Genomic DNA, 23,549 nt, shown 5'->3' with positions numbered 1-23,549 from the left:
TAAGAAAGTGTATTGACAAACCGAAATGATTGATGTACTATTATAGTAGGGATAAAAATAAATACATCTTCATTGCAATTGTCAACACGCTATTGATTTTATCATAGCGTTATTTTTCGTTCAACATATTTTTTTCTATCGCCCCCTACACCACTCAGTTGTAAAGCTAAAGACCCTTGAGATTCAAGGGTCTTTATTTGTTCTGCTTGCTTTCATCTTCAGTTAATTGCCCTTACTTCTGTCCCATTAATTTCTGCAGCTTGTTTTCCGTCAAAGAATCCGGCGCAGGCGTATAGATGCTGCAACGCAAGTCCGAACTGCCTTGCACCTGCAGGGACGTCAAATGAAACAGCATCTTCCCTGCCTTTGCATGACGGAACTCGATCAATACTTCAGGCGCCGATTTTACCTCGCTTTCCTGCCAGAGCTGTTCGAATCCGGGGTGAACCTGCTTCATCTCCTCAAGAAACCGGTCGTACCAATCATCCTCCATATACTGTCCGTAATATGCGCGAAAGATGGCAAGAAATCCTCTGACGAAATGCTCCCAGTTCACAGCCAGCCTTTGCAGCTCCTTTCTCGTGAACAGTAATGAGATCAAATTGCGCTGTTCAAATGGAATCTGCTCAAAGTCCAAGAATACATGGGCTGCCGCCTCATTCCAACCGACAATGAAATAACGCCTGTCCGTGATGATGGTAGGACAAAACCGCAGCTCATCCATGATCTTTTTCAGAGGCTGACTGATTTCGGTCCGATCCTCCTGAAAAGGCACTGCACCAGAGCCTGACTCCATCGCCAGGGCAAATACATATTTTCGTTCATCGGCAGTCAACTGCAGCGCATTTGCAATACAATCCAGAACTGAAGCAGACATTCTGATGTCCCTTCCCTGTTCAAGCCAGGTATACCAGGTGGTGCTGACTCCTGCCAGCTGGGCCACCTCTTCCCTTCGCAAGCCGGGCGTTCTTCTGCGGCCGCCAGGAGCGAGACCGACCGATTCAGGAAGAATCTTCGCCCGTTTGGACTTTAGAAAAGCGGATAGTTCCTGAAGTCTGGCTGCACGGTCCATCTGATTGCCTCCCTTCCATACTGATTATCATGGTATTCATTATACTAGGATAAACCATAACTTGTAATAGGATAACTTATCGATCACAATGATTTTAACTTACTCAAGGGAGGACAACGCTATGGAAAGAGTCGTGATTACGGGCATGGGCGTGGTTACGCCGCTTGGAAATACGGTAGATAGCTTCTGGAATCAATTAATTAAAGGGGAGTCCGGAATTTCCTTGATTGACACCTTTGATACCTCCAGACATAAATCCCGAATTGCGGGATTAGTTCGGGACTTTGATGCGGACGAGCTGTTTGGGCGTAAAGAAGCCCGGCGCATGGACCGGTTCTGTCAATTCGCACTTGCTGCAGCTGAACAGGCTTGGGAAGATTCGGGCCTGTCTCTGGATCAGATCGACCAGGAGCGGATGGGTGTGTACGTCGGTTCCGGTGTTGGGGGCATTCAGACACTGTTCGATCAGGCAGGGCTGATTCGGGATCGGGGTCCGGAACGGGTAAGCCCGACCTTAGTTCCGATGATGATATCCAATATGGCCGCGGCCATGATCAGCATTAAATATGGTGCTATGGGCGCCAGCTTCTCCCCTGTGACAGCATGCTCCATCGGGAATACGGCGATTGGAGAGGCCTTCCGGTTAATTCGCTCAGGAGGCACGGATATTATATTTGCTGGAGGTGCAGAAGCTGCCGTTACTGAAATAGCCCTGGCAAGCTTCGGCAATGCCACCGCCTTGAGTACGCGTAATGAAGAACCGGCTCGGGCCAGCCGTCCGTTCGATGCCGGGAGAGACGGGTTCGTCATTGCTGAAGGAGCGGGAATCCTGATCCTGGAGTCCCTGTCACATGCCTTGAGCCGTAATGCCCGAATCTATGCCGAGGTCATCGGCTACGGAGCCAGCTCGGATGCTTACCATGTCGTCGCTACCCACCCTGAGGGACATGGCGCATATTTGGCCATGAAGCTGGCGATGCAGGAAGCCGGGATCGCTCCCGAGGATGTGGATGTGATCAGTGCTCATGCCACCAGTACAGAGCTCGGTGACCGATCGGAGACCTTGGCGATGAAAAAGCTGTTTGGAGACCATGCGTACCAGATCCCGATCACGGCGAACAAGTCCATGACCGGTCATTTGCTGGGCGCAGCCAGTGCGGTTGAAGCCGTCGCCTTAGTAAAAAGCCTTCAACAAAATATTATCCCTCCGACGATGAATCTGGAGACGAAGGATCCCGAATGTGACTTAGACTATGTGCCTAACGAAGCCCGCGAAGCAAAATTAAGCATCGGATTGTCCAATTCTTTCGGTTTTGGCGGACACAATGCAGTCATCGCCTTAAAATCCTTCGAATGATATGAGACTGAATAGGCCTAGGATTAACAATCCGGCTAGTCTTAGGCCTAAAGCAAGTCTCCTATTTGCCGTCCATTCACAAATCCTTCCCTTTTCCCGAGATTAGCCCCTGCTCCAAGGCATACCGGGTTAACTGAACGCGGTTTTGAACCTGCAGCTTCTGCAAGATGTTTTTCAAATGATTCTTTACGGTATGCTCTGAAATAACCAATTTCTCGGCAATTTCCTTGTTGGTCATTCCATCTGCGACATTAGTCAATATTTCCTTCTCTCTCAACGTCAAGGTTTCGGTTTCGGCTGCTTCTTTTTTATTCAGAAGGGACACATCCTTCAGGATCTCAAAAGCAAGCTCACGGCTTAACGGAGCTTCTTCATTGACGATAGCATTCAAATATTTGAGCCAAGTGGATGGCGCAAGATTTTTAAGGAGATAGCCTTGAGCTCCGCGCTTTAAGGCTTCCAGAAGATGAAACATATCATCCGAGACGGTAATCATGACAATTTTTACGTACGGAAACAGCAGCTTGATGCGTTGTGTGGCCTCCAGGCCATCCATGTCTGGCATTTGAATGTCCATCAAAATCAGGTCCGGCATCCATTGCTCGGTGAATTCAATCGCTTCCTGGCCGCTCGTAACGACGCCGATAATCTCGAACTGTCCGTCTCCTGAGATAATCTCGCATATCGCTTCTCTAGCATGCGCATTATCGTCAACGACCAATACCCGGGTCTTCATGCTTCCTCTCCTCTCTTTCTAATTTCAAGCGTTGTGAGCTCATTCTGATTGAATATGCGCAGCTGCCAACTCATTTCTTCCGCCCGGGTCTTCATGATATTCAATCCGAAGCTGTCTTTAGCATCAATTTGGTCTGGTTGAAATCCTTTCCCATTATCCCTTATGCTCACTTTCCATGCCTTTTCGTTCCCTTCCGCCGCAATCCATCCCTTCGTCGCTTTGGCATGCTTCTGAATATTTACGACCGCTTCACGAATGCACGCTAATATTTCTACCTTCTCTCTTGGACTCATGGCGCCGTCCGGAAGAGCCCAGGCAATCTCCATCGGCGTCAGGACTTCATTAGCAATTTGCTTCACTTTATCTTCCAAGGTTTCCAGGATAGCTGCTTCATGTTGTGTAGTTGCGGCGTATCTAAGGCTGGCAATCGCTTGTCTTACGTATCCATTTACTTCATGAACCGTCTTTCGAACCGCATATACGGCTTCCTCATGGCTCTCCTGGTCTGGGGTGAATTTCAAGCGATCTACTTTAACGGATAACAAAAAAAGCGACTGTGCAATCCCGTCATGAAGCTCTTTCGCCAATTGCTCACGGGCCTCCAGCGCTGCTTTCTGAGCCCGTTCAACCTGAAGCTCCTGTTGGATCTTCTCCAGTTGAGAGAATAATTGATTTAGTAAGGTGACGCTGACAAGGTACACCAGAACCGGGGTAAGCCAGTTCCCCAAATCCATGGAGATGTAAGGCATAAGAAATTGATGACGAACATATTCCCACAGTCCGACAATTAATGTCGGCACGAACAAGATCATCCACTTAATCTGCTTATATGTCACGAATACATCCCCCATTTTTTCAACCTATGTATATATCAAACTATACTGTAATCTGAACAAAAAGAGGATTAAATAAATTTAATCCCCTCGGGCATCTTCAATAGCGTTATCTAATTGCTGCTTATTCTGTATCTCCCCAATGATTGCCTGAGAGATCGCTCCATCTTTATTCAGAATATAGGTGGCAGGCAGCCCTGTTATGGAATAAGCCCCTGCTATTTTTCCGGCAGCATCGATAAGGACGGGAAATTCGAACTGATGCGCGGTTAAGAACTCCTTAATGGTTCCTTTGGATTCCCCAGCATTGACGAACAGGGTTGCAACATCATCTGGATGATCCTGAAACACTCCGTTAATAAGCGGCATCTCATTCACGCAAGGACCGCACCAGGACGCCCAGAAGTTAATCACCACAACTTTTCCCCGATAATCAGCAAGCCGGATCTTCTCCCCATTCGTATTTACACCCTCGAAGTCCGGAGCATGGCTCCCTATGCTTAGTCGTTGCATTGCAGGCTGGTCTTCATTATTGCCGGTCATGGATATAATAACCCCAATCGCGGCGGTTACCGCTATCAATGTGATGAACCAGGTGAGTACCGATCGTAAATGAAGTTTCATTGCTCAGCATCCTTCTCTTGGCTTGCATGTAATTCCATCATCTGCTGGTATGCCCGGTGCAGCGGATAATCACCAAACAATTGACGATATTCCGTCACAGCCCCTTCACCGCAATTTCTTCCCTCATTCAAAAAGATAACCTCATCCGCAAGTTCTTCAGCGATATCCAATTGATGTGTTGAGAAAATAACGGTTCTCCCTCCGCTTCTCAAGCCCTTAACAAGCTGAACAAATTCCTTCATCCAGTAAGGATCCAGCCCATTGGTGGGCTCATCCATAATGAGCAGTTGTGGCTCTGCCAGCATGGATTGAGCAAAGAGAACGCGCTGACGCATGCCTTTTGAAAAAGCGCTTACCGATTTATTTTTCTTATCTTCAAGCCCTACAAGAGCTAATACCTCGTTTACTCTTTGTTCAGATACCTTGCGAAGCCCCGCCCAAAACAACAATATCTCCCTGGCCGTCATCCCTTGCGGGAATTGATAATCGTCGGGCATGTATCCGATTTGTCCGGCAAACTTTTTTCTGTCATGCTTCCACTGTAATCCGTTAACCATGATTTCACCAGAGGTGGGCTGCAGAATTCCTGCGATCATGCGCAGCACCGTACTCTTCCCGGCTCCATTTCCCCCGCACAATCCAACTATACTTCCTCTTTCCATGTGAAAGGAAATATCCTGTACAATCGTCTGACCTTTGATCGTCTTGTATAAATTCGTAGCCGCAACAAAATGCTCAGACACGCGCTCTCCTCCTTTCCCAAATCCAGCAGACACAGGTTAAGGAAAAAAGAAGCCAGAAAAAGAAGAGTAAAAGAAACAAGAGGCTTCCGGATGATCCTTGAATCCAGTTCACCCATTGATAGTATTCCGGACCAAGCACAGAGCCGCCCCCCAGCTTGATCACGACGAATAATCTTACAAACTCCGCGGGATTTAAAAGGGTGAAAAGCGTCAACAGCGGTTTGATCCACAGATAGGGAAAGAGCCCCAGCCCAGCGATTAAAAGGGTAGGCCAGGCTATGACGGTGAAGAACCAGACCATGACGGAGACCGTCAAGGCTTGCCAACGATTTTTCGCCAGAGAACCTATCCAGAGAGCGAGTGTCAGGAAGAGAAGAACTAATCCGCATGAGAAGAACAAAAATAATAGATAGGTGTTGATCTCAAAGTTCTGTCCAGCCATTCCGGATGCGAGTCCCATTACACCGTAGCCAAAAAATAGAATCGTTAACAGGACGACAGACAAGCCGATGTACTTTCCTAATATAAAGGAGGACGTGCCCAGAGGATAGGTGGAAAGCAAATTCCAGCTCCCCTCTTCTTTTTCTGCGGTCAATGAGAAAGATCCAAGGAACAGCGACATTAAGGGCAGCAAGTATAAAATCAAACTTAACATCGAACCGGTGACACCGGAATACCCGCTCACCTCATACCGGGCATTAATTAATAGCAAGCTCAGGCTAAATACCGTGAACAGGATTAAAAAGGAGTACGCCCATGGATTCCGAAAGCCGATTCTAATTTCTTTTTTGGCTACAAGCAGCATATCCGATAACATCATCAATGTCCCGACTGGTCTTCGCTGTGTTCATCATGGGCGTGTGACTCTTCATGAGTGTGTGACTGCTCATGGGTATGCGGTTCTTCATGGGTTTCACCATCTTCATGCATATGCATATCCATGTCCATCATATCCATGCTTTGCTCCCATGTATGATTGGCAAGCTCCTCGGAGCTTAGCAGTTGCCCGACACCCTGCTCCTCAATGAACTGTTCAGCGGCTTGTTTGTCCTTGAAGCTCACAAGCCCATAAGCCATAGGGGTGCGGATCGAAGCGTCATAAACATAAGTAGCCTTTTTATATTCGATCCACTCTTTATCATTGTAATCGCGGACATACTCCATTCCGATATCCTCGGTGCCATTTTGGGCCTTCCATTCATTCATGCAGCCAAGATCATCAAATTTGAGGCTCTTACCCTCCTTCGTCACAATCTGCGTAGCATAGGCATCATCCTTGACCTGCATGTTGCAGATTACGCATACATCAACATCCTCATTAATGGCTTGCGGCTGATACGCTTGCTTTCCGCAGCCCGTAACTGCGATCAATACCAACATCAAACTAATAGCGATAATCCCTTTTTTCATTCCTTTGACCCCCTGGAATAGATAATAGTTAAGCCTGAAACAAGCAGCAGCATGGATGCCACAATGATTAAAAACGTGCCTTCAGGCAGTGAATTGTTGTCTGCGTCCGCGTCCAAGTCCATGCGGGGCATATTCAGCTTCATGCCTGGCGAAGGATCTATTGTCCAGCCTTGACGATCCTGTTCTGCCATCGTGCTTAAGAAATGGATTCCGGGCGATTGAAAGAAAAGTTGAAAGGCCGGTATCCGCGTAATCAAATTCCTGTAAAACGGATTGATCGCATAGCTAAGCTCACTAACTCCGTCATCGTTCAAATCAAGCAGAGCTGCCATATCCCAAAAATTTTGATGGAGTTGATTAGACTCGCTCTTGGTCGCTTCTGCCTCAATGACGTTTCCAACGAAATCGTTATAATGAATAAGATTGTCTTCAGCAGACACGAATTGCATACCCACAAAATTTCTGGAGATCGAGTTGTAACTCAATTCATTCTGACGGGAGCGCTCAAGATAAATGCCGACACGGTTGCCTTCCAGTACATTTTTTTCAACGAGAGAATCCCGAACATCATAGAGTAAAATCCCTTGGGAGTTTACATTGCTTCTTTGCTCGGCGAAAGAATTTGAAGATACGATAACATCTCGAACACCCATAATCATTGCGCCGGTGATATTATTCTCACCGATATTTCCCACAATTTCAGTTCCATCGACATACATACAATGAATGCCGTAGCGGGACCCGAATATTCGGTTATCCGCGATCATCAGATCCTTGCTGTTATCCAGATAAATACCGTCTCTCATATTCACGATTACATTCTGTTCGATCAGGTTGTTGCTTGATTTGTACAGATCGATCCCATTCCCCTTTTCCCCCAGCGTGGACGGCCCTTGGCTTCTGTCCCAGGCAATATAGTTGCCTTCCAAGGCTCCACCATGAGCATCCCGCAGCTGAATACCATATCCGTGTGTACGAATCTCCAATTCCTTAAGCATAACTCCGTCGGCCTGAACGGATACTGCAGTTGACTCATCCCCGCCTTGCTTCTGTATAATCCGGATTCCCTGAATCACTACACCATCTGCTTGTATAAATATCGCAGGAGCTGGATGATCGTTAACCAATACGACTTGTTCCAAGGCCTCAATCACGAGTCTCTTATCAATGTGCACCGGTCCCCTATAGGTTCCTTCCGGCAGAACGATTCTTTCCCCCGGACTGGCTTTGTCGACGAGATCTTGAAGAGAAATAAGTGCGGAATTCTCCTCAGCCGCTCTTGCATCTGAAAAGCAAGGCAACAAGAACGCTGTGAAGCTGATTAAGAAAAGCGCGAATCCTCCCAGTTTGTTCTTTCTGCGAAATATACCAGAAATATTTATCCTCCTTTCCAGCTACAGAAATCCAAATACGCATGGGTTCCACATGTATCTTAAAATGAAACCCATTTTGTCCGAAATAGCCCCTACGAGTGATATTTCTCATAGAACACAGAAAGAATGTGAACCTTTTGTGACTTAGAGAAAAATAAAGAGGCCTGCAAGCCGGCTTACGGCTCACAAGCCTCTCCAAGAAGAAGAGAAACGGTTATTTAACTAGTCTGCTGTAACAATCCCGATCGTATTTGTCTTTTGATCAAAGGTAATGGTGATTCCCAAAGCGTCAGCAAGGTCACGAAGCTTGAAGTAGTTGTTGCCGTCAATAGTATAGGCAGTGAAGGCTACTTCCTCATCATCAAGGAATACCTTGGACGTGGACAATGCGGCCTTCTTGGACGTTGCCTTCGCAGACACAGCAAGCTCCCCGCCTTGCGGAGTATATGCCTCAAAGGATGTCAGGCTAATCGCATTATGCTCGCCATCCCAGCCTACTTCAAAGCTCTTGTCCGTTCCGTTCACGGCCATGGCAATATCGCGCAGCTTGAAGTAAGTGTTGTTGTTGATGCTATAAGCTTCAAAGGCAACCTGCTTGCCGTCTACCAAAACCTTGGATACGGAAACCGTAGCCGTGGCTGCAGTTACGGGTTTGACTGTTGCTTCCGGCTTTGGTTCAGCAGGTGCAGCCGGAGAATCCTTAGGCTCAGCAGCTTGCTCTGAGGATGCTGGAGCCGTTGAGGAGGAGCCGTCGGATACTTTGTAAATGATGTTCGACACTTGATCCCCTTCGCCAATGCTTAATACGTAGTAAAGGTCGACAGTAAAGCCGCCATATCTTTTCGAGAGCTGAACCGTAGCCGTCTTGTTCGCTGCGATTTCACTTGTCATTTCCTCCGAACCGTCAATGGTCCAGATCAACGCACCGCCGGAGCTTCCATCTACGAGATAGTAGTTCACTATGGCACGCATCTTTTCCTTCGGTGTAAATTTAATCTCGGCGCCGTCCTTTACAAGTACAACTTTGTAATTCTCTTCGGCGAGCAGATCACGGAACTGCTGATTATCATCGTAATCCTCCAGCTCGATCTTATCCGATTGCGAGCCAAGCTCGCCGGATAACTCATACGTGTACTTGTCCGCCGGCACCTCCGCAGCCAGGGCGGGATTTGCACCGAGCATGACCATGATGACTGAGAGCATAAGAGCTAATGAAACGCGAAATCTTTTCTTCATAAAGCGCCTCCCATAATATGTATTCAGTTGCTATATCTCCTCCATCGTAGAACTGTACTCCCTGCTCCGTCTGTGATATTTGTTTTAACTTTGTCGGAGTTAGTCAAATTTTGTTTAGGCTCGGGTCATCTCTTCGAGAATCACGTTATGTGATTGGGGATAAGCAAAAAACTTCTCTCCGCTTCATACATAAAAAGCCCCCGCGATTGGAGGGCTAAACCGGTTGAATCGATATTACTTCAAATACCTTCCTGTTATTGACTGCTCCGCATGTACAATGAGGGATGGCGTGCCTTCAAAGATGACCTGTCCCCCCTTGCTGCCTCCATCCGGCCCCATATCGATGATCCAGTCGGCCTGGCTGATCACCTCAAGGTTATGCTCGATGACAATCACCGTATTACCTGCATCCACGAGCCGATTCATGATTTCAAGAAGATGGCCTATATCCGACATATGGAGGCCCGTTGTAGGCTCGTCCATGACATAGATGCTGCCCTTCTTGTGCAGCTCGCTGGCCAGCTTGATGCGTTGGCATTCCCCGCCCGATAGCGAACTTAGCGGCTGACCCAGCTTAATATAGTTCAGCCCTACATCGCGCAGTGCCTTGAGCTTGCGTACAACTTCTTTCAATTGGAAAAACTCCAAGGCCTGCTCTACCGTCATCTCCAATACTTCAGCAATAGACTTGCCGTCCAACTTGTATTCGAGTACCTCTTCCTTGAACCGTCTGCCTCCGCATACTTCACAAGGCAGTTTCACACTGTCGAGGAATGCAAGATCAGTATATACAACGCCAAGACCTTGGCAGTTCTCACAGGCTCCCTTGGAATTAAAGCTGAACAAACCCTGATTCACCTTGTTCGCCGACGCAAATGCCTTGCGCACATCATCCATGATGCCCGTATAGGTTGCGGGGTTGGAGCGTGTTGATACTCCGATTGCTGACTGGTCAATGACGATCGCATCCGCATGCTGGCTGAGGAATATTTCATTGATCAGTGTGCTTTTACCCGACCCGGCTACACCTGTAACCACAGTTAATATGCCAGTTGGAATATCTACACTTACATCTCTAAGATTATGCAGTGTAGCATTCTTGATAGACAGCTTGCCGGACGGATGCCTGCAATCCTGCTTCAGTTGCAGCGGCCGCTTCATATGCGTTCCCGTCAGTGTATCCGTCTCTAACAAACCCTCGTAGCTGCCTTCATATACGATCGTGCCGCCGCGGCTGCCTGCATGAGGGCCCACATCGACAATATGATCCGCGACCTTGATCACATCGGGGTCATGCTCGACGACAATAACGGTGTTGCCTTTATCACGCAGCTTCTGAAGCAACTCATTTAACCGGTGGACATCACGCGGATGCAAACCGACACTCGGTTCATCGAAAATATAAGTGACATCCACCAAGCTTCCGCTCAAATGCTTCACCATCTTGACGCGCTGCGACTCGCCGCCGGATAAGGTATCCGTCTCCCGGTTCAGCGTCAAATACTCCAAACCAATATCCACTAAGTGCTGAAGCCGTTCCGTTAATGCTTTGACGATCGGGGCGGCGACTGGGTCATCAATCTCGTGAATAACCCGAATCAGCTGGCCCACCTCCATTGACGACATTTCGGCAATGTTAAGTCCGTTAATTCTGCAGCTTAAAGCAGCCTGACTAAGTCTTGCGCCGCGGCAAGCGGAGCAAGACCCTTCCGAAATAAACGGGGCCACTGCCCGCTGCGTGCGCTCGGACTTCGTTTTTAAATCCTGCTTGATGTACTTGTTGGTGAATTTCTCTATCACGCCCTCAACGGTTATATTCATGACCTTTCCGGCGAAATCCATCTCCACCTTTCGAGCCTTAGCATAGAGTAATTTCTCAAGCTCTTGCTCGGAATAATCCCTTAGCTCCTTGTCGAGGTCGAACTCTCCGGATTGTACGATCATGTTCCATTCCCAACCGTCCACTTTATAATCCGGAAGCTGGATGGCTCCTTGTCTGAGCGATTTGGACATATCCAGAGCCTTGCTGAGGTCAACACCCAGCCTGCGCCCAAGCCCGTTGCACTCGGGACACATCCCTTGCGGATCATTGAACGAGAACATATAAGCTTGCCCGATCTGAGGCCGGCCCGCACGAGAGAATAGTAGCCGCAGAATGGGAGAGATATCGGTAATCGTTCCCATCGTGGAATGGGATCCTCCGCCCAGACGCTTCTGATCCACAATTACCGACATGCTCAGATTCTCGATGCCATCTGTATCCGGCTGGGGTACACGGGGCAGAAAGTTCCGCACGAACATGCTGAAGTTTTCATTGAGCAGCCGAGTGGATTCCGCAGCTATCGTATCGAACACGATGGATGACTTGCCGGAACCGGATACGCCGGTGAAAATGGTAATTTTCCGCTTGGGAATTTTTAAAGATACACCTCTTAAATTGTTTTCCCTTGCGCCTGAAATAACGATGTACTCCAGATCAGATTCTCTCGTCACTGACGTCCCTCCAATTATTAGAATACTGAATGAGTCTAAATCTAATCTATATAAGTTGAACCAAGGATTGTACACTGGGGGCAACGTGTGAAGTGTGCTTACGATCGCTGTTGTTCGCGGATTTCTCTAATTGAACGAAGTTATTATAAGGTAGAAATCCACTCACAAAGGCGAACGCTTACGAGCATATGCTCCCGAAGTAGCTTCCTTTCAGAAAGCTTTTACTTCAGCACACTTCACACTTATGCCCTTTCTGTGTATTTTTCTAGTTCAACTTATATAAATTCATTTAGCTCCTCTGATCATAGTTTTAATATTACCAGATTTTAATATTACCAAATTAAAATACACAAATATATAGAAATGACATGGACAATAACGGTTCTTCATGTCCTCATCTGTTTAACCTTCTGTAGCTCCGCACCGCCAGCGGCAGGAAAATCACCAGGAGCAATAAGGGCCAGCCTACGGCGAGCAGCATGGCATACTCTGACATCCAGCTCTCGCCACGCAGGCCTGGATTGCCGAATAGCTCCCTCGCCGCCATCGATGTCGCCGACAGCGGGTTAAACTCCGCGATGACTCCAAGCCAGGCGGGCATCGTCGTCGTATCGACAAAGACATTCGATAGGAAGCCCACCGGCCATACGAGCAGTTGCACCATAGACACGTTATGTGGATTCGTCGCATGAAGACCAATGAAGATGCCGACCCACAGGAGCGAGAATCTCAGCAGCAGCAAGAGGCCGAATGCCGCAAGCGCATGGTCTGCGCCTTCATGCCATCCCCAGCCGAGCAATAGACCTGTTACGATCAACACAAGCAGCCCAATGATCGAATTAAGCATATCGACCATACATCGGCCTAGCAGAACGGCCGAAGCATGAATCGGCATGGACCGAAAGCGGTCCGTGACGCCCTTCGAGGCATCCGTCGTTACCGCCATGACGGTGCTCTCCACACCGAAGAACATCGCCATCGCGAACATGCCAGGCATGAGAAATTCAAAGTACGAGCCTCCCCCCGGAACCGCCATTGCTCCCCCGAACAAGTAGCCGAACATGAGCAGCATCATGACGGGAAATAGCCAGCCGATCATAATTCCCCAAGGATTGCCTCCCCAATGCAGCAACTCCCGCTTCGACAATACCCATACATCGGTAAAGGCATAGCGGATACGTGCGGCAGCCGAAGGGTGAGTAGCATTCGCTTTACGATCCATCGCAATCATCTGGATTCCTCCTTATTCGATACGCCATTCAGACCCGTAAAATGAATGAATACCTCATCCAAAGTTGGTCTTCGCAGAACCATATCCTCAGGCTCGAGCCCCGAGTCTGCGAACGCGCTTGCCGCCTTAAGCAGCGAGCCTGTGCGGTCGCTTACCGGCACGCTAATTCGGTTCGCTGAGTTGTCTACGACAACAGAGGCTCCGCCGATTCCGCGCAGAATACGTTCCGCCTCCACGGCATCCTCTTGTCTCAGTAGCGTTACCTCCAAGCGGTCGCCGCCGAACGATGACTTCAGATGCTCGGGCGTGCCTTCTCTGATCACTCTTCCATCCTTCAGAATAGAGATCAGATCTGCAAGTTGATCCGCCTCCTCCAAATATTGTGTCGTGAGCAGCACGGTCGTCCCCGCCTCCTTCAGCGAGCGAATCGCTCTCCACACTTCTTGCCTAGCAAGAGGATCCAGACCGGTCGTCGGCTCGTCGACGAACAGCACATCCGGCGACACGATCAGGCTGGCAGCAAGGTCAAGCCGTCTTCGCATCCCTCCTGAATATTTGCCCACAGCTCTGCTCGCCGCTTCTGTCAGATCGAATTGTGTCAACAATTCCTCGGCGCGTCTGCTCGCATGTTTCTTCGCCAATCGATTCAGTCGTCCGAACATCTCCAGGTTCTGGTAGCCCGTCAACTGCTCGTCGACAGCGGCGTATTGTCCCGCCAGCCCGATCCTTGAACGGACGAGATGCCCCTCCTTGCTCACATCGTACCCCGCGACAGTGGCGCTGCCTTCATCCATGCGGAGCAGCGTCGTCAATATTTTGACCACGGTCGTCTTCCCGGCTCCATTCGGCCCGAGCAGGCCGAAGATACATCCTGTCGGCACGTTCAGCGAGAGACCATTCAGCCCCGGTCCTTCTTTCGTTCTTCCGTAATGCTTCTTCACATTGCGTGCTTGAATAGCATACGCCCCTTCTCCCATTGCATGCATTCCCCTTTCGAAGGGCCAGTATTACATCTGGCCTTGTTATTTCCGCACGAGAATGAAGCGCGGTTTTGCGCTTAAAACCTCTACCGCAATTTATTATCGTACAGTGTACGGTACAGTGTATCATCTATTGCTTTTAACTGTCAATGCTCCCGTGTATAATGGTGTTATCAAATCATGGGAATGGAGTTCTGTCGTCGATGACTATTAATCAATCAGGAAATGACTATGCACGCAGCTTGAGTCTCCTATGGGGCTCGCAGACAGTGCCGGGCCGAAGCGGCCTAATCGTGCAGAAGATCGTATTGGCCGGTATGGAAATAGCCGATGAGAACGGCATCGAGCAGTTGTCGATGCGCAAGGTGGCAGAGCGTCTTGGAGTTGGCGCCATGTCGTTATATACCTATGTGCCCAGCAAGTCCGAACTGCTGGACCTGATGCTGGACAAATCTCAGGCGGATCTGTATGAAGGCTGCACCGATATTCGGGGAGCATGCGGAGGGGATTGGCGCGAGGCGATGCGCTCCATAGCCAAGACGAATTGGGAATTGTACCGGAAGCATCCCTGGATTGTCGACCTCTCCGGCAGAAGACCCGTGCTGGGCCCCCATGTTGTGCTCAAATACGAGCTGGAATTATGCGCGCTGGATGGCATCGGTCTGTCCGATATCGAGATGGACTCCACTCTCTCGCTTCTGCTCATGCATGTGGAGAGCTGTGCGCGGCTGCAGTTCAGCATGAAACGAACCGAGGCCTCCTCCGGGCAGGATGATAACGAATGGTGGCTCGCCTTGTCTCCCGTGCTCGATAATATAACCGACTGGAGCCGCTTCCCCGTCTCTTCTCGCGTCGGCAATGCCGCAGGCGAGATGCATCAAAGCGCCTATAGTCCGGAGCATGCCTATCTATTTGGTCTGGAACGTATTATCGCCGGTACAGCCGCGTTGATTAAACAGAACTGGAGTTGAACCCTATGATCCATATCCTTGTCGTAGAAGATGATAAGCATGTGCGAAGATTAATGGAAACGGTCCTTAAGCGTGAAGGATACACGGTATTTACAGCTGAAGACGGGGTCAGGGCGCTTCATCTGCTTGAGGTACAGCATATTGACCTGATTATTCTGGACATCATGATGCCGAATATGGACGGCTATGAGTTTGCGCAGGAGGTTCGGACCGCGGATAGCCAGATCCCGATTCTGATGGCCACTGCCAAGCAGCTTCCGGAGGATAAGAAGAAAGGGTTCCGGCTAGGAACCGATGATTATATGACCAAGCCGGTGGATACGGAGGAGATGCTTTTGCGCATTCAGGCATTGCTTCGCCGCTCCCAGATTGCAAGCGCCCGAAAACTGGCGGTAGGCAAGGTAGTCCTGGACCATGATGCGCTGACCGTTACCCGTGGAGATGAGAAGCAGACCCTCCCCCAGAAGGAATTCTATCTGCTGTACAAGCTGCTATCTTATCCGGAGCGGATCTTCACCCGAATCCAGCTGATGGATGAGATTTGGGGGATGGAAAGTGAGAGCACCGACACCACGGTCAATGTACATATTAATCGGCTGCGAAAACGGTTCGAGACGTATCCGGAATTCGAAATTGTATCTGTTCGCGGACTGGGCTACAAGGCGGTGAGACACGTTGAATAAATGGAGCCGTAAGCTTCATAGCCGAATTAGCTTGCCAATCTACTTCTCGCTGGCTGTCTTTTTTATTTTTCTGATCACCGTCTCAATTACCGGAACCTTGTTCTTCATAGCCCATTTCTTCGGGTTAATAAATAATGAGATTGGCCAGGACGGCGTCTATCTTCCGATTGTTTTGCTGATCTCCTGCGCGATTATCGGCACGACGATCTCGGCGATGACCAGCCGCAAAATGGTCAAGACGATTCGAACCTTCATCGAAGGAACCGCAAGACTTGCCAAAGGCGACTTTTCGATTCGCCTTGAGCTGGAGGGGCCTCCTGAGTTTAAGGTACTCTCGGAAAACTTCAATAAAATGGCCGAGGAGCTTGGCGGCATCGAGATCCTGCGTAAAGACTTCATCAATAATTTCTCTCATGAATTCAAGACTCCAATTGTGTCGATCAAGGGCTTTGCCGAGGTGTTGAAGCATGATGACCTGTCCAAGGAGGAGCGCGACGAGTATCTCGACATTGTGATCGAGGAATCCGCCAGGCTGGCTTCCCTCGCCTCCAATGTGTTGGTGCTTTCGAAGATTGAAGCGCAAAACATTCTCACAGATAAGGATCGCTTCAATATCGGAGAACAGCTCCGGCAATGTGTCCTGCTGCTGGCGGCCAAGATCGACAAAAAGCAATTGTCTCTGGATGTCCATGTACAGGATCGGGAAATATCCGGCAACAAGGAGCTGATGAATCAGGTCTGGCTGAACCTGCTGGATAATGCGATCAAATTCACACCCGAGGGCGGCTCTATTCAGATTGAGATGAAGAAAAAAGAAGACCGCCTTGCTATCCTGATTCAGGACAGCGGACCCGGCATCGGTCCAGACGCTCTTCCCAGAATCTTCGATAAGTTCTATCAACAGGATGCCTCCCACTCCACCGCGGGCAATGGGCTTGGGCTTTCCATTGCTCATCAAATTGTTGAGCTGCACGGAGGGACAATTACTTGTGACAGCAGTCTGAACCAGGGAACAACCTTCACCGTAACGCTCCCCCTCTCGATGTAATCCAGGACCTGAAAGTGCCGTATGGTAACTTTCAGGTCCTTTTTCTTTTTTCAGAAAAGTTAACTTTGAGTTTATCTTTATCTAGTAATATACATATCAACAACCTGCAAAGGAGTCACAGCAATGCTAAAAATACTTAAGTACTTAAACCCAAAAGAATGGATGCTCATCTGTATCAGCCTTCTGTTCATTGCGACACAGGTCTGGCTGGATCTCGAAATGCCCGGCTATATGAGCGATATTACCCGGCTCGTACAAACGCCGAACAGTGAAATGAGCGAAATCTGGACGGCTGGCGGCTGGATGCTGCTGTGTGCCTTGGGCAGTCTGGCAACCTCGATTATCGCGGCTGGAATTGCAGCCAGGATTGCGGCCAATTTTTCCGCCCGTCTTCGTTCAAGATTGTTCGATAAGGTGCAATCCTTCTCTATGGAGGAAATCAACAACTTCTCAACTGCAAGCTTGATCACCCGTTCCACAAATGACATTACGCAAGTTCAAATGCTGATTGTTATTGGCTTGCAGGTGCTGATCAAGGCACCGATTCTTGCCATATGGGCGATTCTTAAAATTACGGGCAAGAGCTGGCAGTGGTCCTTCGCCACAGGAACCGCTGTTGCTGTTCTGATCGTGATCGTCGGAATAGCTATTACTCTGGTCCTGCCGAAGTTCCAGAGGCTCCAGAAGCTCACTGATAACCTGAACCGGGTAGCGCGGGAGAACTTGAACGGAATTCGGGTCATTCGAGCTTATAACGCGGATGAATACCAGGAAGAAAAATTCGGTGAAGCAAACCATGAGCTGACCCGGACGAACCTGTTTGCCAACAATGTCCTGTCCCTGATGATGCCAAGTATTTCAATGATTATGAGCGGTCTAAGTCTTGCCATCTACTGGATTGGTGCGATTCTGATTCAGAATGCCGCAGCTCCGGCGAAGATTGGACTGTTCTCGGATATGATCGTCTTCTCCTCCTATGCAATGCAGGTCGTGATGGCTTTTATGCTGTTGATTATGATCTTTATCCTGATGCCTCGCGCACATGTATCCGCAAAGAGAATCAATGAAGTGCTCGATACCAAGCCAAGCCTTCTTGATGGACCACTTACCTCCTCCCCAGTCGGACGAGTTGGTGAAGTTGAGTTCAGAAATGTCAGCTTTAAATATCCGGATGCCGAGGATTATGTGATTAAGGACATCAGCTTTACGGCTAAAAAGGGTGAAACTGTCGCATTTATCGGCTCAACCGGCTGCGGCAAGAGTACGGTAGTGAATCTGATTCCTCGCTTTTATGATGCTACAGAGGGCGAGGTCCTTGTGGACGGCGTAAATGTGAACGAATATGAACAAGCCGCTCTCCGGAACAAGCTGGGGTATGTCTCCCAAAAAGCAATTCTGTTCGGCGGGACCGTAACCTCCAATGTGGCGTTTGGCGACAACGGCCGGGATGCTGTCTATGATGTGGTAGATGCCGTATACACTTCGCAGGCTTCTGAATTCGTTGAGAAAATGGAGGACGGCTATGAGGCCCATGTGGCCCAAGGCGGTTCCAATCTCTCCGGCGGGCAAAAGCAGCGCTTATCCATTGCCAGAGCTATTGCCCGTCGTCCGGAAATATTGATCTTTGATGACTCCTTCTCTGCCCTCGATTACAAGACAGACCGCAAGCTGCGCAGTGAGCTGAAGAAGGAATCCAGCGGAACAACGATGCTTATCGTGGCTCAGCGGATCGGTACGATTAAGGATGCGGACAAAATTATTGTCCTGGAGGATGGACGAATCGCAGGCATGGAACCCATGAACAATTGATGGAATCCTGTGATGTGTACCAAGAGATTGCTTATTCACAACTTTCGAAGGAGGAGCTGGCATAATGAGCAAGAACAAAGAGAAGTCAAATCAATCCAACACCTGGGGCAAGCTTCTCCGTTATTGTAAAAGTCATATCCCTGTCATTGTGATCGCCATTCTAAGTGCGGCAATCGGTACCGTATTGACCCTGCTCGGGCCGGATAAGCTCTCCGAAATGACGGATTTAATTACCGCCGGCCTAGTTAATGGCATTGATATGAAGGAAGTTACTTCAATCGGGCTCTTCCTTGTATTTATTTATGCGCTTGGCACCCTGTTGTCGATGATGCAAGGGATTATCATGTCGATCGTCACCCAACGCGTCTCCAAGAAATTAAGAGCCGATATCTCGCACAAGATCAATCGGCTTCCGATCTCTTACTATAACAAGTCGACTACCGGCGATATTCTGTCCCGGGTAACCAACGACGTTGATACGATTGGGCAAGCAATGAACCAAAGCATCGGGACACTGGTCACAGCCGTCGCCATGCTGGTCGGATCCCTTGTTATGATGCTGAAGACAAACGTAATTATGACGGTTACTGCAATTATAGCTACCCTGATTGGTTTCGGCCTGATGTCGGTCATTATGAAGAAATCCCAACAGTTTTTTTTAAGTCAACAAGAGTATTTAGGTAAAATCAACGGTCACGTCGAAGAAGTATACACTGGGCATACCGTCGTGAAGGCTTATAATGGCGAAGATCGTATGCGTACTGAATTCGAGAGCCTGAATGACAACCTGAAAGACAGTGCATTCAAGGCGCAGTTCCTCTCCGGTCTGATGATGCCGATTATGATGTTTATCGGGAACCTTGGCTTCGTAGCTGTCTGCGTCGTCGGTGCGGTTATGGCCATGAACGGAAAAATATCCTTCGGTGTTATCGTTGCCTTTATCATGTATGTACGGTACTTTACTCAACCCCTCTCCCAGATTGCTCAGGCAGCGCAGAGCTTACAGTCGGCTTCAGCCGCCAGCAAGCGCGTCTTTGAATTTCTGGAAGCGGAAGAAATGGACAATGAAGCGCATAAGAGCGAGCGTCTCGATACCGCAGTAGGTAAAGTGAAATTTGACCATGTACAGTTTACTTACGAAAACACGGACAAACCGGTGATCAAGGACTTCTCAACCGAGGTTATGCCTGGTCAAAAGATCGCCATCGTCGGCCCGACAGGTGCAGGGAAAACAACCCTTGTCAACCTGCTCATACGCTTTAATGAAATTAACGGCGGTGAAATCTACATCGATGACAAGCCGATCAGCAGTCTGACCAGAGAGAATGTGCATGATCTGTTCTGCATGGTTCTTCAGGATACCTGGCTGTTTGAGGGCACGATTCGTGAGAATCTTGTCTATAACAAGACAGGGGTTACCGATAAGCAAATTGAAGATGCTTGCCGCTCCGTTGGCCTGCATCATTTCATCCAGACCTTGAGCTCCGGATACGATACCGTGCTGAACGACAGAGTTAATCTGTCAGCCGGTCAGAAGCAGCAGCTCACGATTGCCCGTGCGATGCTCAAGGATGCGCCAATGCTCATCCTTGATGAAGCGACCAGCTCGGTGGATACTCGCACAGAGCTTCTGATCCAGCAAGCCATGGATAAGCTCATGGAGGGCAGAACCTCCTTTGTTATCGCTCACCGCCTCTCTACCATCAAGAATGCCGACGTAATACTCGTGCTGAAGGATGGCGATATTCTCGAGAGCGGCAGCCATGACGAGCTGCTGGCTAGGAACGGCTTCTATGCTGAACTGTACAACAGCCAGTTCGAGCAGGCATCCTAAGGCCTTGTTGCCTCGAAAAAGAACAGCACCTAGTCCATTGGACGAAGTGCTGTTCTTTGTTTACACCATCGTTCTCTGTAAAGCTTTGACATAACGTGATCTCGCAATGATAAAGTAGTATGTTCATACTTACTACTAAGTTGACTCCATTAATTTCATTTCATATGCAGCTTGATCAAGCACCGCTTGCGCTTCGGACTTTACGGTTGCTACCGCTTCATCAAGGGATTTTTGTCCTTTTTTCACAAGTTCTAGTTCTCGACTTAAGATCGCAGCAAAATCGTTGAAGAATTGATCAGGCAGCTTGTACCAATCATCACTACGCCTTGGAAATTTTGATTTTAACTGATAGAACGGCTCTAAACTGATTCCTTCATAGTCAGTCATATATCCGGATCGACTTAATAACAGTTGCTGGCCTAACAACAATTCATTGGATTCGGAGCTGGCACGAGCATAATCTTCACCGCACACATACTTCATAAATTCCCATGCTGTATCTTGATGAACTGATGCTATATTAATAGCGAATATATCACCTGGAGTTACATAAGTCGATGTAGGATCAAGGGGATCGACGGGTCCAGCGGCAATCCCGAGTTCAAAGGGTACATCATCGTTCAAATCATTCTTGAAATGATCCATAAGTGCTAGCGACGTTACAGATCCAATATGCATAGCGGAACGCCCCATGAGAAATTGTTGGCTGTCATAAAACTCCTCAATTGTTCCACTGGTGAATAATTCATCCATGGAATTAAAAATAGCTCCCGATTGGTCTGCCTTGATAGCGGTCTGAATCACTTTCTTCCACGCATCTGTATCAATGGTCACCTGCATCGTATTTGTATTCACGATCGACAACCCTTCAGCCCGGCTCATCTTATCAATCAGTGTAACTAGATCCATAGGGGCTTCATACACTTCTCCACCGCTATATCCATAAATTCGAGATTGTTTATCCCCTCCAGTAGGAAAATGGCGGGCCAGATCAATGATGTCGTACCAACTCATTCCATCAGCTGGCAACTCTATGCCATTTTTCTTAAACAGGTCCTTGTTATAAAATATCGCCTTGTTCGAGAACGACGGAGTAAGCCCATACAATTCACCACCGCCTATTTCTCTAAGTTGATCAACGAGACCGGGAACAAACCCATCCAGATTATAGTTATCTCTAGTACTAAGCGAATCAAGTTCAGTCAGGTTTCCATCGTTAATTTGATTTTTAAACTGATGAGCATCCAGAATCAAGATATCCGGCTGTTCTTCCTCAATAAACTGGGCATACACCTCTTCCTTCGTCTTGTCCCCCATATCCTTATAAATGTCTGCATCGCTGATGACTTCAAATTGGATATGATTATGAAGTGTGGTGAACCCATCCCCATATTGCTTGTAGAATAATTCTGAATCCGGATAGATGACCTTAAGCGTAGTCGTCTCTTGATTCTTCTTTGATTCCATCGTTGGTTCAATTGGACCCTTAGATTCACTTGTACAACCTACTACTAACAGGCAACTAACAACAAACATCGTAACTACTTGCAACCATGATCTGTTCATCATCGTCTCCTATCTCCGCTCAACATGCAGCATAGTCATTTAAAAGGCACTGTCTTGAAATCATCCCAATTGATGGTCATCTTTTCCTTTGCCATGCTTTTGTCCGGCTCTTTCCCTCCATTTTTTTCATTAACCTTCCTGGCAAGGTTCGCTTCATCAAGGGCGACTTGTGCATCTCGCTGAATCGTCTGTAGCGCTTCATCAAGGGATTTTTGAGACCTCTCTACTTGGGTCCATTCACGATACATAATCTCCTCATATTTTTCTTTGAATTCATCCGTAATCATACCACTATCAGGATCATCATAGTAATTACTCAGTGGCAAAGAGGTTAAGTGATAGAATCCATCCAGGTTAATCCCATAATAATCGCTTGTTTGACCCATGCGTGAAGGGATGCCATGATCAGGTCTTCTCGCCAATTTGCTGGCAATCTCATTCCCCTGCATAAACTTCAACAATTCCCATGCAGCATCTATATTGGAGGAACTGGCACGAATCGCATATACATAGTCATTACCCAAATTGAGATCTCTTGTTATTTCTCGGTTGGACGGATCCACTGGACCAACCGCAATACCTACTCTAAATGGCTTAACCCCTGATTTACCACTTTTTATATAGTCAAGTACACTATAAGCCCAGCTAGGTTCTTCAGCGATCAACATCGCTTGCCGCCCCTTAGCAAAAAGTTGCTGTTCATCGAAATCTTCATCCGTGTTAAATTCCCCCTTGTAGAGGGCATTTGTAGATAATGCTTTTTGAGCTTGTTCGTACGCTTGCTTCCAGCCTTCTGTATCCACTGTAACTTGCATTGTATCAAGGTTAACTGCCTTTAATCCCATAGATAAACCTATCCGCGTACCTAACTCTCTTAGAGGGCTTTCTTTGTCTAACCCGAAACTCGTGAATCCCCCGTATATCCTGGACTGCTCATCCCCATCGGTTGGAAATCGTCCTGCTAAGTCGATCAGCTCTTGCCAAGTCATCCCGTCGTGTGGCGGCTCAATTCCATATTGCTCAAACAGGTCCATATTGTAAAAGATGACTTGTCGCTGGAATGTGGGCGCAAACCCATACAACTTCCCGCCGCCTTGTTCCCTAAGAAAGTTGATGATCGAAGGATAAATCGTGTCGATATTGTAGTGATCCCGCGCCACTAGCGGTTCAAGATCTAACAGGAACCCTGCAGCTGATAACCGCTTATAATCATCAATACTTAGGTAAAGAACATCCAGTTGTTCTTGTTCGATAGACTGCTTAAGAGTCTCCACATAGTTCGAAGCCGTCTTCTCAAGTTCCACACTTTTGGGCCTAACAAGCTGAATCTTAATCGAACCGTTCTCGGCATGGAACATATCACCGTATTGATGATTAAAGTATCTGTTTTCTTTCTCGTAAGTCATCACCTTCAACTTTACAGTGTTTGCCGCCGGCAAGCTTGTACAACCTGCCAACCCAATCATTAGTAAACCTATAAGCAGCATAGATGTTAACTTGAACTTGCCCAAACTAATTCCCCCATTTGAAAAAATGATTCAATTTTCCCA

At 48.1% G+C, this 23,549-nt stretch carries 19 protein-coding genes and 1 pseudogene; 6 read left to right on the top strand and 14 right to left on the bottom strand.

Annotation, left to right across the window (positions count from 1 at the left end; all coding sequences use genetic code 11):
* Window positions 1–232: 232 nt before the first annotated feature.
* Window positions 233–1,072, bottom strand: coding sequence for a helix-turn-helix transcriptional regulator (locus tag TX85_RS08265; protein ID WP_044478619.1), 840 nt, complete (start codon window positions 1,070–1,072; stop codon window positions 233–235).
* Between the two features lie 121 nt (window positions 1,073–1,193).
* Here TX85_RS08265 and fabF point away from each other — a divergent pair, with 121 nt between their 5' ends.
* The gene (fabF, locus tag TX85_RS08260; RefSeq protein ID WP_044478618.1) at window positions 1,194–2,429 is read left to right on the top strand and encodes a beta-ketoacyl-ACP synthase II; all 1,236 of its coding nucleotides are present in this window, start codon (window positions 1,194–1,196) and stop codon (window positions 2,427–2,429) included.
* A 76-nt stretch (window positions 2,430–2,505) separates the two neighbouring features.
* On the opposite strand, the gene TX85_RS08255 is transcribed toward fabF, so the two are convergent.
* The 11 genes from TX85_RS08255 to TX85_RS08200 form a co-directional block, all read right to left on the bottom strand.
* Window positions 2,506–3,165 carry a response regulator gene (locus TX85_RS08255; RefSeq protein ID WP_044478617.1) on the bottom strand — a complete coding sequence of 220 codons (660 nt, stop codon included), beginning with the start codon at window positions 3,163–3,165 and terminating at the stop codon, window positions 2,506–2,508.
* The gene (locus TX85_RS08250; protein WP_044478616.1) at window positions 3,162–4,001 is read right to left on the bottom strand and encodes a sensor histidine kinase; all 840 of its coding nucleotides are present in this window, start codon (window positions 3,999–4,001) and stop codon (window positions 3,162–3,164) included. The genes TX85_RS08255 and TX85_RS08250 overlap by 4 nt, the downstream gene beginning before the upstream one ends.
* 78 nt (window positions 4,002–4,079) lie before the next feature.
* Window positions 4,080–4,622: a TlpA family protein disulfide reductase gene (locus TX85_RS08245; protein ID WP_044478615.1), complete on the bottom strand. Its 543-nt coding sequence runs from the start codon at window positions 4,620–4,622 to the stop codon at window positions 4,080–4,082.
* Window positions 4,619–5,365 (bottom strand): ABC transporter ATP-binding protein, encoded by a 747-nt coding sequence (locus TX85_RS08240; protein WP_044478614.1) that lies wholly within the window; start codon window positions 5,363–5,365, stop codon window positions 4,619–4,621. The genes TX85_RS08245 and TX85_RS08240 overlap by 4 nt, the downstream gene beginning before the upstream one ends.
* Window positions 5,358–6,185 (bottom strand): ABC transporter permease, encoded by an 828-nt coding sequence (locus TX85_RS08235; RefSeq protein WP_233500653.1) that lies wholly within the window; start codon window positions 6,183–6,185, stop codon window positions 5,358–5,360. Before TX85_RS08235 ends, TX85_RS08240 begins: the two co-directional genes overlap by 8 nt.
* Window positions 6,185–6,775, bottom strand: a complete 591-nt coding sequence (locus TX85_RS08230; RefSeq protein WP_044478613.1) for a nitrous oxide reductase accessory protein NosL — start codon at window positions 6,773–6,775, stop codon at window positions 6,185–6,187. Before TX85_RS08230 ends, TX85_RS08235 begins: the two co-directional genes overlap by 1 nt.
* Window positions 6,772–8,079 carry a right-handed parallel beta-helix repeat-containing protein gene (locus TX85_RS08225; RefSeq protein ID WP_049894866.1) on the bottom strand — a complete coding sequence of 436 codons (1,308 nt, stop codon included), beginning with the start codon at window positions 8,077–8,079 and terminating at the stop codon, window positions 6,772–6,774. Before TX85_RS08225 ends, TX85_RS08230 begins: the two co-directional genes overlap by 4 nt.
* A gap of 291 nt (window positions 8,080–8,370) precedes the next feature.
* Complete coding sequence (locus TX85_RS25320; RefSeq protein WP_049894865.1) at window positions 8,371–9,384, bottom strand: stalk domain-containing protein; 1,014 nt, start codon at window positions 9,382–9,384, stop codon at window positions 8,371–8,373.
* A gap of 234 nt (window positions 9,385–9,618) precedes the next feature.
* A complete protein-coding gene (locus TX85_RS08210; protein WP_044478611.1) occupies window positions 9,619–11,877 on the bottom strand; it encodes an ATP-binding cassette domain-containing protein in 2,259 nt (752 codons plus the stop codon).
* Window positions 11,878–12,271: 394 nt separating this feature from the next.
* The gene (locus TX85_RS08205) at window positions 12,272–13,108 is read right to left on the bottom strand and encodes an ABC transporter permease (protein ID WP_044478610.1); all 837 of its coding nucleotides are present in this window, start codon (window positions 13,106–13,108) and stop codon (window positions 12,272–12,274) included.
* Complete coding sequence (locus TX85_RS08200) at window positions 13,105–14,085, bottom strand: daunorubicin resistance protein DrrA family ABC transporter ATP-binding protein (RefSeq protein WP_044478609.1); 981 nt, start codon at window positions 14,083–14,085, stop codon at window positions 13,105–13,107. Before TX85_RS08200 ends, TX85_RS08205 begins: the two co-directional genes overlap by 4 nt.
* A 206-nt stretch (window positions 14,086–14,291) precedes the next feature.
* Between TX85_RS08200 and TX85_RS08195 the strand changes: the two genes are divergently transcribed.
* The 5 genes and pseudogenes from TX85_RS08195 to TX85_RS08175 all read left to right on the top strand — a co-directional run bounded on the left by TX85_RS08195 (window position 14,292) and on the right by TX85_RS08175 (window position 20,433).
* Window positions 14,292–15,059, top strand: a complete 768-nt coding sequence (locus tag TX85_RS08195) for a TetR/AcrR family transcriptional regulator (RefSeq protein WP_044478608.1) — start codon at window positions 14,292–14,294, stop codon at window positions 15,057–15,059.
* A 5-nt stretch (window positions 15,060–15,064) separates the two neighbouring features.
* Window positions 15,065–15,742: a response regulator transcription factor gene (locus TX85_RS08190; protein ID WP_044478607.1), complete on the top strand. Its 678-nt coding sequence runs from the start codon at window positions 15,065–15,067 to the stop codon at window positions 15,740–15,742.
* Window positions 15,735–16,790 carry a sensor histidine kinase gene (locus tag TX85_RS08185; RefSeq protein WP_049894864.1) on the top strand — a complete coding sequence of 352 codons (1,056 nt, stop codon included), beginning with the start codon at window positions 15,735–15,737 and terminating at the stop codon, window positions 16,788–16,790. Before TX85_RS08190 ends, TX85_RS08185 begins: the two co-directional genes overlap by 8 nt.
* A gap of 123 nt (window positions 16,791–16,913) precedes the next feature.
* Window positions 16,914–18,664, top strand: a pseudogene (locus TX85_RS08180) (ABC transporter ATP-binding protein).
* Window positions 18,664–20,433 (top strand): ABC transporter ATP-binding protein, encoded by a 1,770-nt coding sequence (locus tag TX85_RS08175; RefSeq protein ID WP_044478606.1) that lies wholly within the window; start codon window positions 18,664–18,666, stop codon window positions 20,431–20,433. Before TX85_RS08180 ends, TX85_RS08175 begins: the two are co-directional and overlap by 1 nt.
* Before the next feature lie 135 nt (window positions 20,434–20,568).
* Here TX85_RS08175 and TX85_RS08170 read toward each other — a convergent pair whose 3' ends face one another.
* Together TX85_RS08170 and TX85_RS08165 are read right to left on the bottom strand one after the other, a co-directional pair.
* Window positions 20,569–21,999 carry an ABC transporter substrate-binding protein gene (locus tag TX85_RS08170; RefSeq protein WP_049894863.1) on the bottom strand — a complete coding sequence of 477 codons (1,431 nt, stop codon included), beginning with the start codon at window positions 21,997–21,999 and terminating at the stop codon, window positions 20,569–20,571.
* A gap of 35 nt (window positions 22,000–22,034) precedes the next feature.
* Window positions 22,035–23,486, bottom strand: coding sequence for an ABC transporter substrate-binding protein (locus TX85_RS08165; protein ID WP_148444349.1), 1,452 nt, complete (start codon window positions 23,484–23,486; stop codon window positions 22,035–22,037).
* Window positions 23,487–23,549: the final 63 nt, after the last annotated feature.

The organism is Paenibacillus antibioticophila, from assembly GCF_000455265.1.
GTDB classification, from domain to species: domain Bacteria; phylum Bacillota; class Bacilli; order Paenibacillales; family Paenibacillaceae; genus Fontibacillus; species Fontibacillus antibioticophila.
The sequence above is the reverse complement of the archived record's forward strand: the minus strand, read 5'-3'. Positions and strand labels throughout refer to the sequence as shown.